A 14,669-nucleotide genomic window follows, 5' to 3' on the forward strand; every position below is an offset into this window, starting at 1 on the left:
TTGACTGGGAGCCCAGCGGAACGTCCGGCATCTTTACGCAACCACATGCAATGGCGCCTACAATGACGCGATGTCAGATTTTCTTGTGCGGCGCATGACCGCCGCAGACCTGCCTGGCGTACTCGAGATCCAGGCGCAGTGCTATCCCGCCAACCTGCTCGAAGGCATTGAGGCCTTCGCCAGTCGGCTAATGCTCTCTCCATCGACCTGCATGGTGGCGGTTTCCAGCGGTGATCAAGCCCTGGCTGGCTACCTTTTCACCCACCCTTGGCCACGGGCCAGCCTGCCTCCGCTTGACGGCATCCTGGAGCCATCGGCTGACCAGGAGTCGGCCACGGTCATGACCTGGTTCGTCCATGACATGGCGGTAGCACCGGCAGGACGAGGGAGCGGCCTCGCGCCAAGGCTCTATGAGGCGGCCTTGCAGGCTGCGTTGGAAGCCGGCTTGCGGCATTCGCGGCTGATCGCGGTGCAGGCTGCGGCAGACTGGTGGCGCAGGCTTGGGTACGCGCCGGTGGCATCCCAACACGCCCCCGTGCATGCCCGCAAGCTCGCCTGTTATGGGCCGGGCGCGCTGATCATGGAACGCGCAATGGGCGCGTAGCACCTCGACGGAAAAAGAAAAAACCCGCCTGGCTCGCACCAGGCGGGTTTTTTCGATCCGTCCCTGCAGCGCGATCAGCGCGGCAGTTCTGAATGGCCCATCAGGAATGCGTCGACCGAACGCGCGGCCTGGCGGCCTTCGCGGATTGCCCACACCACCAGCGACTGGCCGCGGCGCACGTCGCCAGCGGCGAACACCTTCGGCACATTGGTCTGGTAGGCGCGATCGCCCTCGGTGGCAGCCTTGGCGTTCTTGCGCGCATCGGTATCGACACCGAACGCGTCCAGCATCGAACCCACCGGGTTGGTGAAGCCCATGGCCAGCAGCACCAGGTCCGCCGGCAGGATGAACTCGCTGCCCGGCACTTCCTGCATCCTGCCGTCCTTCCACTCGACGCGGCAGGCCTTCAGCGCGGTGACCTTGCCGTTCTCGCCGATGAATTCCTTGGTGGCGACCGACCAGTCGCGGTCGCAGCCTTCTTCGTGCGACGACGAGGTGCGCAGCTTGATCGGCCAGTACGGCCACACCAGCGGCTTGTCTTCTTCCTCCGGCGGCTGGGGCAGCAGTTCGAACTGGTTCACCGACGTCGCGCCATGGCGGTTCGAGGTGCCGACGCAGTCGGAACCCGTATCGCCACCGCCGATCACGATCACGTTCTTGCCTTCGGCGCGGATATTGTTCTCGCCATCGCCCGCCACTTCCTTGTTCTGCGGAATCAGGAATTCCAGCGCGAAGTGGATGCCGTCCAGGTCGCGGCCCGGCACCGGCAGGTCGCGCGGCACTTCCGAACCGCCGGCCAGCACGACGGCGTCGAACTGGTCCATCAGGTCCTTGGCCGAGATGGTTTCGCGGGCGTAGTTCTTGATGCCGGCCGGCAGCGCGCCGTCGGTCACCATCACGCCGGCGCGGAAGGTCACGCCTTCGGCCTGCATCTGCTCGATGCGGCGGTCGATCAGCGTCTTCTCCATCTTGAAGTCGGGGATGCCGTAGCGCAGCAGGCCGCCGATGCGGTCGTTCTTCTCGAACACAGTCACGTCATGGCCGGCGCGTGCCAGTTGCTGCGCGGCCGCCATGCCGGCGGGCCCCGAGCCGACCACGGCCACGGTCTTGCCGGTCTTGTGCTTGGGCGCCTGCGGCGCGACCCAGCCCTCTTCCCAGGCCTTGTCGATGATGGCGTGCTCGATCGACTTGATGCCGACCGGCAGCTCGTTGATGCCCAGCGTGCAGGCGGCCTCGCACGGTGCCGGGCAGATGCGGCCCGTGAACTCGGGGAAGTTGTTGGTCTGGTGCAGCACCTCGATCGCCGACTTCCAGTCCTGGCGATACACCAGGTCGTTGAAGTCGGGGATGATGTTGTTGACCGGGCAGCCGTTGTTGCAGAACGGGATGCCGCAGTCCATGCAGCGCGCACCCTGGAGCTTCGCTTCGCTGTCGGACAGCGCGAACACGAATTCCTTGTAGTGCTTCACGCGCTTGACTACCGCTTCGTAGCCTTCGTTCTGGCGCGGAAATTCGAGAAAGCCAGTCGCCTTACCCATGTTGCGTCCTTGGTCTTGCTGGCAAGGCCGGCGTGGCCGGCCTTGCTGTGAGGTCAGTATCTTGTCGGGACCGCCGCCGGTGTTGCCCTGGCTGCAGCCCCTGTCTCGTGGTGCCGCGGATCAGGCGGCGATGGCTTCGCGGTCGCTGTCGCGGGCAGCCTGTTCCTTGGCGTACATCTCGCCCAGCGCGCGCTTGTACTCGGTCGGGAAGACCTTGACGAACTTGCGGCGCGCCGTGGTCCAGTCCGCCAGCAGCGCCTTGGCGCGCTCCGAACCGGTGTAGCGGAAGTGCTGCTCGATCAGGTTGCGCAGGATGACTTCGTCAAGCTGGCGCGTGCCGTTGACCTTATGCCACGAAGACGGGCTCTGGCCCTTCTCCTGATCGGCCGACGCCAGCACCGCTTCCAGTGCGACCATCGAGGTGTTGCAGCGCTTGTCGAACAGGCCGTCCTCGTCATAGACGTAGGCCATGCCGCCCGACATGCCCGCCGCGAAGTTGCGGCCGGTGCCGCCCAGCACCACCACGGTACCGCCGGTCATGTACTCGCAACCGTGGTCGCCGGTGCCTTCCACGACCGCCGAAGCGCCCGAGTTGCGCACCGCGAAGCGCTCGCCGGCCACGCCGTTGAAGAACGCTTCACCGGCAATCGCGCCGTACAGCACGGTGTTGCCGACGATGATGTTGCGGGTCGGGTCGCCGCGGAACTCGTGCGGAGCCCGCACGATCACGCGGCCGCCCGACAGGCCCTTGCCGACGTAGTCGTTGCCGTCGCCGACCAGGTCCAGCGTGATGCCGTGCGCCAGGAACGCGCCGAACGACTGGCCGGCGGTGCCTTGCAGCTGGATGTGGATGGTGTCGTCCGGCAGGCCTTCGTGGCCGTACTGCTTGGCCACCACGCCCGACAGCATCGCGCCGACGGTGCGGTTCACGTTCTTGACCGGCTGGATGAACGACACGCGTTCGCCCTTCTCGATCGCCGGACGTGCCTTGGCGATCAGCACGTGGTCCAGCGCCTTGCCGGCTTCCGGCGACAGGCCGTGGTCCTGCACGTCGGTGTGGAACAACGGCGTGTCGGCCGGCAGTGCCACCTGGTGGAAGATGCGGCCGAAGTCCAGGCCGCGCGCCTTCCAGTGTTCGATGCCAGCCTTCGTATCGAGCAGGTCGGCGCGGCCGATCAGTTCGTCGAAGGTGCGGATGCCCAGCTGGGCCATGATCTCGCGGGCTTCCTCGGCGACAAAGAAGAAGAAGTTGACCACGTGTTCCGGCTTGCCCTGGAACTTCTTGCGCAGCTGCGGATCCTGCGTGGCCACGCCCACCGGGCAGGTGTTCAGGTGGCACTTGCGCATCATGATGCAGCCCTCGGCAACCAGCGGCGCCGTGGCGAAGCCGAACTCGTCGGCGCCCAGCAGCGCGCCGATGACGACGTCGCGGCCGGTCTTCATCTGGCCGTCGGCCTGCACGCGGATGCGGTTGCGCAGGCCGTTGAGCAGCAGCGTCTGCTGCGTTTCGGCCAGGCCCAGTTCCCACGGCGAGCCGGCGTGCTTGATCGACGACCACGGCGAAGCACCGGTGCCGCCGTCATGGCCGGCGATCACGACGTGATCGGCCTTGGCCTTGGACACACCAGCCGCCACGGTGCCGACGCCCACTTCGGACACCAGCTTGACCGAGATATCCGACGACGGGTTGACGTTCTTCAGGTCGTGGATCAGCTGTGCCAGATCCTCGATCGAGTAGATGTCGTGGTGCGGCGGCGGCGAGATCAGGCCCACGCCCGGCACCGAGTAACGCAGCTTGCCGATGTAGTCCGAGACCTTGTGGCCCGGCAGCTGGCCGCCTTCGCCCGGCTTGGCGCCCTGCGCCATCTTGATCTGGATCTGGTCCGCGGAGGCCAGGTACTCGGCGGTCACGCCGAAACGGCCCGACGCCACCTGCTTGATCTTCGAGCGCAGCGAGTCGCCGTCCTGCAGCGGCAGGTCGGCCTCGATCACGTCGCCCAGCAGGCTCTTCAGGCTGTCGCCCTGCTTGATGGGGATGCCGCGCAGTTCATTGCGGTAGCGCTTCTCGTCCTCGCCGCCTTCACCGGTATTCGACTTGCCGCCGATGCGGTTCATCGCCACGGCCAGCGTGGCATGGGCTTCGGTCGAGATCGAACCCAGCGACATCGCGCCGGTGGCGAAGCGCCGCACGATTTCCTTGGCGGGCTCGACTTCTTCCAGCGGAATCGCCTTGGCCGGATCGACCTTGAACTCGAACAGACCACGCAGCGTCATGTGGCGCTTGCTCTGGTCGTTGATGATATTGGCGTATTCCTTGTACGTCTGGTAGGCGCCCTTGCCGTCGTCGGCGCGCACCGAGTGCTGCAGCTTGGCGATCGAGTCCGGGGTCCACATATGCTCTTCGCCGCGGATACGGAACGCGTATTCGCCGCCGGTATCGAGCATGTTGTCCAGCACCGGGCTGTTGCCGAACGCGTCCTTGTGCAGGCGCAGCGCTTCCTCGGCGACCTCGAAGATGCCGATGCCTTCGACATTCGACGGCGTGCCGTGGAAGTACTTCTGCACCAGCTCGCGCGACAGGCCGATGGCTTCGAAGATCTGCGCGCCGGTGTACGACATGTACGTGGAGATGCCCATCTTGGACATCACCTTGAACAGGCCCTTGCCGATCGCCTTGACGAAGTTCTTGATCGCCTTCTCGGCGGACAGGTCGCCCGACAGATCGGCGGCCATGTCGGCCAGCGTTTCCATGGCCAGGTACGGGTGCACGGCTTCGGCGCCGTAGCCGGCCAGCAGCGCGAAGTGGTGCACTTCACGCGCCGTGCCGGTCTCGACCACCAGACCGGTGGACGTGCGCAGGCCCTTCTCCACCAGGTGATGATGGATCGCGGACGTGGCCAGCAGCGCAGGGATCGCAACCTGGTCGCCGTCGACGCGGCGGTCGGTGACGATCAGGATGTTGTAGCCCGAACGCACGGCATCCACGGCTTCGGCGCACAGCGAGGCCAGGCGCGCTTCAATGCCTTCCTTGCCCCATGCGGTCGGGTAACAGATGTTCAGTTCGTATGAACGGAACTTGCCGCCGGTGTAGTGCTCGATGTTGCGGATCTTGGCGATGTCCTTGAAGTCCAGCACGGGCTGGGACACTTCGAGGCGCATCGGCGGGTTGATGTTGTTCAGCTCGAGCAGGTTCGGCTTCGGGCCGATGAACGACACCAGCGACATCACCATGTTCTCGCGGATCGGATCGATCGGCGGGTTGGTCACCTGGGCGAACAGCTGGCGGAAGTAGTGGTACAGCGTCTTGTTCTTCGACGACAGCACGGCCAGCGGCGAGTCATTGCCCATCGAGCCGGTGGCTTCCTCGCCCGACAGCGCCATCGGCGCCATCAGGAACTTGACGTCCTCCTGGGTGTAGCCGAACGACTGCTGGCGGTCCAGCAGCTTGGCCACGGGCTTCTTCTCGGCCGCGACGTCTTCGGGCTTGGCGTCGATCTCGTCCAGCTTGATGCGGACGGCGTCGATCCAGCTCTTGTACGGCTTGGCGTTGGCCAGGTTGTCCTTGAGTTCCTTGTCGTCGATGATGCGGCCCTGCTCCATGTCGATCAGGAACATCTTGCCCGGCTGCAGGCGCCACTTTTCGACGATGCGCGACTCGGGGAACGGCAGCACGCCGGCTTCCGAGGCCAGCACGACGATGTCGTCCTCGGTCACGTAGAAGCGGGCCGGACGCAGGCCGTTACGGTCCAGCGTGGCGCCGATCTGGCGGCCGTCGGTGAAGCAGATCGCGGCCGGGCCGTCCCACGGCTCCATCATGGCGGCGTGGTACTCGTAGAAGGCGCGACGGTTGTCGTCCATCAGCGTGTGCTGTTCCCAGGCTTCCGGGATCATCATCATCATCGCGTGGACGAGCGGGTAGCCGGCCATCGTCAGCAGTTCGAGGCAGTTGTCGAACGATGCGGTGTCGGACTGGCCCGGGTAGATCAGCGGCCACAGCTTGGGCAGGTCGTCGCCGAGCACCGGCGACGAGATCGCACCGGTACGGGCGTTGATCCAGTTCACATTGCCCTTCACGGTGTTGATTTCACCGTTGTGGGCGACCATGCGGTACGGGTGGGCCAGTTCCCAGGCCGGGAAGGTGTTGGTCGAGAAGCGCTGGTGCACCAGGGCCAGGGCCGACACGGCGCGCTGGTCCTGCAGGTCCAGGTAGTACTCGCCGACCTGGTTGGCCAGCAGCAGGCCCTTGTACACCACCGTGCGCGCCGACATCGACGGCACGAAGTATTCCTTGCCGTGCTTGAGCTTGAGCGCCTGGATGGCGTGGCTGGCGGTCTTGCGGATCACGTAGAGCTTACGTTCCAGCGCGTCCGTCGTCATGATGTCGCGGCCGCGACCGATGAAGATCTGGCGGATGACCGGCTCGGTCTTGCGGACCGTCGGCGACATCGGCATGTTGGCGTCGACCGGCACGTCGCGCCAGCCCAGCACGACCTGGCCTTCCAGGCGAACCGTACGCTCCAGTTCCTGTTCGCAGGCCAGGCGCGAGGCGTGTTCCTTCGGCAGGAAGATCATGCCCACGCCGTATTCGCCGGCCGGCGGCAGGCTCACGCCTTGCGCGGCCATCTCTTCGCGATAGAACTGGTCCGGGATCTGAATCAGGATGCCGGCGCCGTCGCCCATCAGCGCATCCGCGCCGACCGCACCCCGGTGGTCCAGGTTCTCGAGGATCTTCAGGCCCTGGCTGACGATCTCGTGGGTCTTCTTGCCCTTGATATGCGCAACCATGCCGACGCCGCAGGCATCGTGCTCATTGGTCGGGTCATACAGGCCTTGCGCTTGCGGCCGCAGGGCGATGTCAGTGGAAGTAGCGCTGGTCTGCGCCTGGGCCAGTTCCTGGGCCGGATGGTTTTGCGATTGGTCCACGGGCTGAATTCCGGTGAAGGCTGCGCGGAATGCCGGGTAGACCGAAGGGGTACCGCATTCTGCCTGCGCGCCGGACACAACATCGGCCGGGTGGGCCGGTTTGGACCGGCTCATCTGCTATCAGGGGACTACGGGAACCGCAGCGGCGTACACGAGCGTGACGCGCCGCACAATTACTGTGGGTGGGGCAACTATATGGGAATACCGCTGACGCCGCAAAATTTTTAAATGGGGTCAGAACACATTTAAAAACTGATCGTTTTGATAATCAGATTAAATGGGGACACATTAAACCCACGTGCAGCCGTCTCGATGTGGTGCCTCATCGACTCCACGGTTCCCTAAGCCACCGATGCGTCCTCCTGATTGGGTTCCCCCAACTGTTCGCGTTTCGGACGGCCTTTGGGCAAGGGCTGTACGCGTCGCGCGCCCTGGCGTTCCAGTTGGGCAAGAAATGCCTCGCCTCCCAGAGGCCAGCCGCTGTGAGCGTGCTTGCGCAACGTGGCAAGGGTTCGGCCGGAGAGACCTTCATTGCTCAGCGACCGGTAGTTCGACTGCCGCTCGAACGGCGTATTGCCCAGCCCCCAGTACGCGGAGTGATCGCTCACGAGTGCGCTGGCCTCGATGCCGACATGATGGCGGTGGCTGCTCCACCGGTCGGCTTCCGGCGTCATGACTTCGCCAGCACGCATGGCGTTGCCCTCGGTGTATAGCAGCGCCGGCAGCATCCAGTCGGCTGGATCGAACACCGCGGAACGGAAGCGGCCTTCCCACAGCGTGCCCGTCCGTCCCGCGGTGCGATTGAAGTAGCGCGCGTAGCGTCGCCCCACCGCCTGCATGGTCAGGCTCAGGGAGTCGGGGCCGCGCGGCGTCGCCACAAGGTGGATGTGATTAGGCCGCAAACCATAGGCGTGGATCGCCAGGTCGTATTCCCGCGCGGCCATGCGCAGGCTGTCCAGGTAGTGAAAGTAATCGTCCGGCCCCAGGAAGACCGGTTGCCGGTTGTTGCCGCGTTGCAACACAAGCGCCGGCAAGCCGGCCGGGGAAAAACGGGGAAGTCGTGCCATCGGGAAGCTGCAGAGATCAGGACCGGTTGCCCTGAATGATAGCCTGATCCGTCCCCAATTTTTTCGGGCACGATTTTGTGCCCGCCGCGACCCACAAAGGATGGGTTAGTCGCCTTCGCTGACCGCAAAGATCCGGCGATGCTCGCGGATGGCGTAGCGGTCGGTCATACCGGCGATGTAGTTCGCGATCAGCCGCGACTGGTCGCCGCCATGCGGCGCCTGGTATTGCGGCGGCAGCAGGCGCGAATCGGACATGAAGGCCCCGAACAGGTCGGAGACGATGCGCTGCGCCTTGGACGACATGCGCATGACCAGGTAATGCCGGTACAGGTGCCGGAACAGGAAGCGCTTGAGTGCCGCCGCCTCTTCGTGGATCTGCGCGCTGAACCCGATCAGCGGCCCCGCCGAGCGAACGGCCTCGATCGAGCGCGGGTTCGCTGCGGCGATATTCCGGCTGGTGGTCTCGATCAGGTCCACGATCAGCGTGTTGATCATGCGGCGCACGGTTTCGTTGATGGCGCGGCGACCGTTGATTCCCGGGAAGGCCGCGGCCACTTCGGCACGGTGGCGTCCCCACATCGGCACTTCGTCGAGCTGCTCAAGCGTCAGGAGCCCCGAGCGCAGGCCATCGTCGATATCGTGGTTGTTGTAGGCGATCTCGTCGGCCAGATTGGCCAGCTGCGCCTCCAGCGACGGCTGCGCGCCCTCCAGGAAGCGCCGGCCAAGCTCGCCAAGCGCGGCCGCGTTGACGCGCGAACAATGCTTGAGGATGCCCTCTCGCGTCTCGAACGTCAGGTTCAGGCCATTGAAGCCGCCATAGCGCTCTTCCAGCTCGTCCACCACCAGCAGGCTCTGCAGGTTGTGCTCGAAGCCGCCGTGGTTCTTCATGCAGGCATTGAGGGCGTCCTGGCCGGCGTGGCCAAATGGCGTGTGACCGAGGTCGTGCGCCAGCGAGATCGCCTCGACGAGATCCTCGTTCAAGCGCAGGTTGCGCGCGATCGAGCGGGCAATCTGCGCCACTTCCAGGCTGTGCGTCAGCCGCGTGCGGAACAGGTCACCTTCATGGTTGACGAAGACCTGGGTCTTGTACTCGAGCCTGCGGAACGCCGTACTGTGGATGACGCGGTCCCGATCGCGCTGGAATTCGCTGCGCGACGATGATGCGGGCTCGGCATGGACCCGTCCGCGCGTCTGCGCGGAGCGGGCGGCGTAGGGAGCGAGATGGCTTTCAAGGTCGGTCATGCGGCAATCCGTAGGCGGGGTCGGGGTTGCGAGGCATAACCGATCGCTCACGCGACCGAGGCCTCGGTGGGAGGTTTAAGCACGGCCTGCGCCAGCGTCGCGCGCAGGTCGGCATCGGGAACCGTGGTGATGAACGCGTCGCCAAGCTTCTTCAGCAGGATGAACTTGATGCTGCCGGCTTCGGCCTTCTTGTCCACCTTCATCAGTTCGATATAGCGATCGGTGCCCAGTTCCGGCGCGACGATGGGCAGCATGGCCTTCTGCGTCAGTTCGCGGATGCGCGCGCGCGTTTCGGTGTCGATGAAACCCAGGCGGTGCGACAGGTCTGCCGCCATCACCATGCCGCAGCCGACCGCCTCGCCATGGAGCCATTCGCCATAGCCCATGCCGGCTTCAATCGCGTGACCGAAGGTGTGGCCGAAATTCAGGATGGCGCGCAGGCCACCTTCGCGCTCGTCCTGGGCCACCACGCCCGACTTGATTTCGCAGGAGCGTTGCACGGCCAGGGCCATCAGGTCCGCGTCGCATTGGTTCAGTGCGGCGATATTGCGCTCGATCCAGGCAAAGTATTCCGCATCGGCAATCGCGCCGTGTTTGATGACTTCCGCCATCCCCGCCGCCAGTTCGCGCGGGGGCAGCGTGCGCAGCGTGTCGATATCGGCGATCACCGCATTCGGCTGGTGAAACGCGCCGATCATGTTCTTGCCAAGCGGATGGTTGATGCCGGTCTTGCCGCCCACCGACGAATCCACCTGCGACAGCAGCGTGGTCGGCACCTGCACGAACGGCACGCCGCGCATATAGCAGGCTGCGGCAAACCCGGTCATGTCGCCGACCACCCCGCCGCCCAGCGCGATCAGCGTGGTTTTGCGGTCGGCGCCGGCCGACAGCAGCGCGTCGAAGATCAGGTTGAGCGTTTCCCACTGCTTGAAGGCCTCGCCATCGGGCAGCGTCACCACGCGCACGGTCTTGCCGAGCGCCTTCAGGCTGGCTTCCACGGGCGCCGCGTAGAGGGGGCCAACGGTTTCGTTCGTAACAATGACGGCATGCTGGCCGCGCACGTGCGGGCGCAGCAGTTCGGCGTTGCCGAGCAGGCCGGTACCGATATGGATGGGGTAGCTGCGCTCTCCCAGGTCGACTTGTAGCGTGATCATGGATGCGTATCGTTAGCCGGCTGTTCCGGCGCGTCGGGGGCCGGATCGATGCGGAAACCGGCCATTTCCAGTTGCATCAAGACCATATTAGCAAGCTGCGCCACCGAGGGCTTGCCGGTCTCGATGATGAAATCGGCCACCTCGCGGTACAGCGGGTCGCGCGCGGCGTAGAGCGCTTCCAGCTTGCCCTTCGGATCCTCGGTCTGCAGCAGCGGGCGGTTGCGGTCGTGCCGGGTGCGCAGCCACAGGTCATGCGGGCTGGCGCGCAGGTAGACCACGGTGCCGCGGGCTTTGAGCAGTTCGCGGTTTTCCGCCCGCAGCACCGCGCCGCCGCCGGTGGCCAGCACGATGCCGCTGCGCGCGGTCAGCTCGCTGATCATCGCCGCCTCGCGGTCGCGGAAACCTTCCTCGCCCTCGACCTCGAAGATCACCGGGATGCGTACGCCGCAGTGCGCTTCCAGTTCATGGTCGGAATCGAAGAACGGATAGTGCAGGCGCCGCGCGACCGTCCGGCCCACGGTAGTCTTGCCGGCGCCCATCAGGCCGACGAAGAAGAGATTGGGACGGCCGGTCTCCGCGGCCGTCGGCAAGGCTGTCACTGGATTGTCGCTTGGGAATACGGATTCCGGTCCGTCCTCCCCCGTTGGAAACTGCATCATCTTCTTATGTTGGGCCGCATGCGGCAAGTGTCGAATGCGGCATGGCCGTGCGATGGGTCGTCACGGACAAAAAAAGGCCGCATCGGTCGATGCGGCCTTGCAGTCTACTGCATCCAGCGTCCCAGGCGCCAATTACGCCGCATTCGCGCCAGGGCGAGCGTCATTTCAGCGTGACGCTGTCATTCAGGACGCGCGGCGTCAGGAATACCAGCAGTTCGGTACGATTGCGCACTTTGGCGTTGCTCTTGAACAGGTAGCCGAGCACCGGGATATCCCCCAGGAACGGCACCTTGTCGGTGTCGTTGGACTCGGTCTGCGTGTAGATACCGCCGATCACCACCGTGCCGCCGTTGTCCACCAGCACCTGGGTCTGCACGTGCTTGGTATCGATGGCAAAGCCCGATGTCGTCTGGATGCCGACGCTGTCCTTGTTCACGTCCACGTCAAGCAGCACATTGCCTTCCGGCGTGATCTGCGGCGTCACCTCGAGCTTCAGGTTGGCCTTGCGGAACTGGACCGACGTGGCGCCGCTGGACGTCGCCGCCTGGTAAGGCAGTTCCGTGCCCTGCTCGATCAAGGCCTTGATGTTATTGGCCGTCACCACGCGCGGGCTGGAGATGATCTTGCCCTTGCCGTCCGCTTCCAGCGCCGAAAGCTCGAGCGCCAGGAACTTGGTGGCCGCGCTGTTGAAGATGCTGACCGCGATGTTCGCCGGATTCGCGCCGTTGATGGCGGCCGCCGGCAGGCTCAGGAACGGGCCGTTGTCAGACGTAGCGCCGGGCAGCACGTTGCCGTAGGTGTTCCCAACCTTGGCGTTATTGTACTGGCCGGCGAAGCCGAGCTTGACACCAAGGTTGCGGCTGAACGTATCGGTCGCCTCGACGATGCGCGCCTCGATGATGACCTGGCGTACCGGAATGTCGATCTTGCCGAGGAAGTTCTGCACCTCCTCGAGCTTGCTCGCAATATCCGACACGAACAGCTGGTTGGTACGGGCATCCGCCGTCAGCGAACCGCGCTTGGACAGCATGCGCGTCGCCAGGCCGGCAGCGCCGCCAACGCCAATGGCCGGGGCCGCCGCCGCGCCGGGCGCCCCCGTGGACAGGCCCAGCAGCATCTTGCGCACGTCTTCGGCACGCTGGTAGTTCAGCTGATACACCTGGCTGCGGATGGGCTCCAGGTCATTGATCTGCTGCTGCGCCTCCAGCTCGAGCTTTTCCTTGGTCGCCAGCTCTGCCTTCGGCGCCACCCACAGCACATTGCCATTGCGGCGCGACGCCAGCCCCTTGGCATCCATCACGATCTGCAAGGCCTGGTCCCACGGCACGTCCTTGAGACGCAGCGTGATATTGCCCTGCACGGTGTCGCTGGTGATGATGTTCAGGTTGGTGAAATCGGCAAACACCTGCAGCAGCGAGCGGATGTCGATGTTCTGGAAGTTGAGCGACAGGCGCTCGCCACGGTAGCCCGGACCACTGATCAGCTTGGTCGGATCTTCCTTGACGGGGCGCACTTCAACCACGAACTGGGTGTCGGTCTGGTAGGAGCTGTACTCCCAGTTGCCGCGCGGCTCGATGGTGAGGCGGGTATTGCCGCTGGTGTCCGTGGCGCGCATGCCCTGCACCGGCGTGCCGAAGTCGCTGACGTCGAAGCGGCGGCGCAGGTTATCGGGCAGCGAGGTGCCGAGGAAGTCGACCACCACGTTCTGGCCCTGCTGCGCGATATTGATGCCGGATTCGCGCGAGGACAGGTCAACCACCACGCGTCCTGCGCCGTCCGCGCCGCGACGGAAGTCGATATTGCGCACGGAGGCACGCCCCACCGCAGCCGCGGCCGGTGCGGAAGGCGCCGCGAAGGTGGGCGCGGCCGCCTTGGCCGCGGGTGCGACGTTGTCCACCAGCACCACGAACTGGTTGCCGCGGACTTCGGTGCGGTAGGTCGCCGTGCGCGACAGGTCCAGCACCACGCGCGTACGGTTGCCGATCTGCATGACGTTGGCGCCGCGCAGCAGCTTGCCGCCATAGTCATACTGGGCGCGTCCGGCAGCGAAGGCGGTGTCGAAGAAATCGATCGCGATGCGCGCCGGATTCTGCGTCGTGAAGTCGACCGGCTTTTGCGCCGGTGGCGACTGCAGGTCGATGGTGAACACGGTCTGCTCGCCCACGACACTGGAGTCGACCGCCTTCACCTGGTTTGTCTGAGCCAGCGCGGCCGGAGAGGCCAGCACCAGAGCCATTGTTGCCGCGCCCGCAAGCGCCCGGTACCAGCGACCCAGGGTCATGCCGACACCTCCAGCTTCAGGCTGGTCATTTTCTCTTTCCACTCGGATACCCCTTCCCGGACCAATTCGCGCAACACGATCTCCTGATCGGTGATGCGGACCACCCGGCCGTAGCTCTGGCCGAGATACTGACCCACCTTTACGTGGTGGATCTTGTTATCAACTCGAACGATGCCGAAGGTCTCGCCGTTCTTCTTCATCATGCCGAGCATCTTGAAGTTTTCGAGCGGATAGTCCTCCAGCGGCTCGCGACGCCGTCCGGCTTCGGGCGACTCCGCCATCATCTTGTTGAGTTCGCCGATCTTGGTCTGCGCGAACGGCTCGGGCGCGCTGCGTCCGGCGTATTCGCGCGGCACGTAGGGCTTGGGCTCGGGCAGCGGTGCGGGCGGCTGGGCCTTGGCATTGCGCGTGGCGTCCATCCACTGGTGCAGCGCCTGTTCGTCGCTGGAGCCACATGCGCCCAGCAGGCCGGCAGCCAGCGCGGCCATGGCAAGCACGCCGGCGCGATGCAGGGAAAGGCTCGCGCGGCGGCTCATTTGGCACCTCCGGCCGGCTTGGCGGCGTTGGCGGCAGCCTTGCGTTGCGCGGCCTGCTCGTCCGGGTCCAGCGTGCGGTAGGCCATCGCGACCGCCTCCATGGTCAGCGCGCCATCCTTGGTATTGGCGAGCTGCAGGTTTTGCATCGACACGATCCGCGACAGGGCGGCGACATCGGCGTTGAACTGTGCGACATCGTGGTAGCGGCCCGTCACCTTCAGGTTCACCGGGATCTCGGCGAAGTAAGGCTTGAGCACGGCGGCTTGCGGCTTGAACAGTTCGAACTGCAGGCCGCGCGCCACGCCGGCGTGGTTGACGTCGGCCAGCAGGGCATCCATTTCGGTCTTGTTCGGAAGCTGGCGTTCAAGCTGCGCGACACGCTGCTCGACCTGCTTTTTCTGCGCACGCAGCGCCTCGAGGTTGGCCACTTGCGCGACCTTGGACTGGTAGGCCTGCTTGAGGGTCTCCTGTTCGGCGCGCTGGCGGTCCAGCTCATCGGACTTCCCGCTCCAGTAAAACTGCCACCCGAGCAGCAGCACCACCGCCGCCGCCGCGATGGCGAAAACCACGCGCGGCGCCATCGGCCAGGTCTCGGGCTCGTTCATATTGAGCCCGCGGAACTGGCCGGCCAGGTCCGACAGGTTGATTTCGGAGTTGAGCGCCAT

Annotated in this window: 10 protein-coding genes; 1 reads left to right on the forward strand and 9 read right to left on the reverse strand. The window is 65.1% G+C overall.

The window, feature by feature from the left end; translation table 11 throughout:
• Positions 1-70 precede the first annotated feature (70 nt).
• The gene (locus AC3FKH_RS25010; protein ID WP_488678455.1) at positions 71-604 is read left to right on the forward strand and encodes a GNAT family N-acetyltransferase; all 534 of its coding nucleotides are present in this window, start codon (positions 71-73) and stop codon (positions 602-604) included.
• A gap of 74 nt (positions 605-678) precedes the next feature.
• Here the strand turns inward: AC3FKH_RS25010 and AC3FKH_RS25015 are convergent, their stop codons facing one another.
• From AC3FKH_RS25015 to AC3FKH_RS25055, 9 genes are all read right to left on the reverse strand, one after another.
• Entirely contained in the window at positions 679-2,142 is a 1,464-nt protein-coding gene (locus AC3FKH_RS25015; RefSeq protein ID WP_488678456.1) for a glutamate synthase subunit beta, read from the reverse strand.
• A gap of 120 nt (positions 2,143-2,262) precedes the next feature.
• Positions 2,263-7,065, reverse strand: a complete 4,803-nt coding sequence (locus AC3FKH_RS25020) for a glutamate synthase-related protein (protein ID WP_488678457.1) — start codon at positions 7,063-7,065, stop codon at positions 2,263-2,265.
• A 341-nt stretch (positions 7,066-7,406) separates the two neighbouring features.
• On the reverse strand, positions 7,407-8,132 hold the full coding sequence (locus tag AC3FKH_RS25025) for a transposase (RefSeq protein WP_488678458.1): 726 nt from the start codon (positions 8,130-8,132) through the stop codon (positions 7,407-7,409).
• Between the two features lie 105 nt (positions 8,133-8,237).
• Positions 8,238-9,374 (reverse strand): deoxyguanosinetriphosphate triphosphohydrolase, encoded by a 1,137-nt coding sequence (locus AC3FKH_RS25030; protein WP_483709605.1) that lies wholly within the window; start codon positions 9,372-9,374, stop codon positions 8,238-8,240.
• Positions 9,375-9,421: 47 nt separating this feature from the next.
• On the reverse strand, positions 9,422-10,528 hold the full coding sequence (gene aroB, locus AC3FKH_RS25035; RefSeq protein WP_488678459.1) for a 3-dehydroquinate synthase: 1,107 nt from the start codon (positions 10,526-10,528) through the stop codon (positions 9,422-9,424).
• Positions 10,525-11,067: a shikimate kinase gene (locus tag AC3FKH_RS25040; protein ID WP_488678490.1), complete on the reverse strand. Its 543-nt coding sequence runs from the start codon at positions 11,065-11,067 to the stop codon at positions 10,525-10,527. The genes aroB and AC3FKH_RS25040 overlap by 4 nt, the downstream gene beginning before the upstream one ends.
• A gap of 280 nt (positions 11,068-11,347) precedes the next feature.
• Positions 11,348-13,468 (reverse strand): type IV pilus secretin PilQ, encoded by a 2,121-nt coding sequence (locus tag AC3FKH_RS25045; RefSeq protein ID WP_488678460.1) that lies wholly within the window; start codon positions 13,466-13,468, stop codon positions 11,348-11,350.
• Complete coding sequence (locus AC3FKH_RS25050; RefSeq protein ID WP_488678461.1) at positions 13,465-14,004, reverse strand: pilus assembly protein PilP; 540 nt, start codon at positions 14,002-14,004, stop codon at positions 13,465-13,467. The genes AC3FKH_RS25045 and AC3FKH_RS25050 overlap by 4 nt, the downstream gene beginning before the upstream one ends.
• Positions 14,001-14,669 (reverse strand): type IV pilus inner membrane component PilO, encoded by a 669-nt coding sequence (locus tag AC3FKH_RS25055; RefSeq protein WP_488678462.1) that lies wholly within the window; start codon positions 14,667-14,669, stop codon positions 14,001-14,003. The genes AC3FKH_RS25050 and AC3FKH_RS25055 overlap by 4 nt, the downstream gene beginning before the upstream one ends.

The organism is Cupriavidus sp. 21MJTG02-4 (assembly GCF_057798975.1).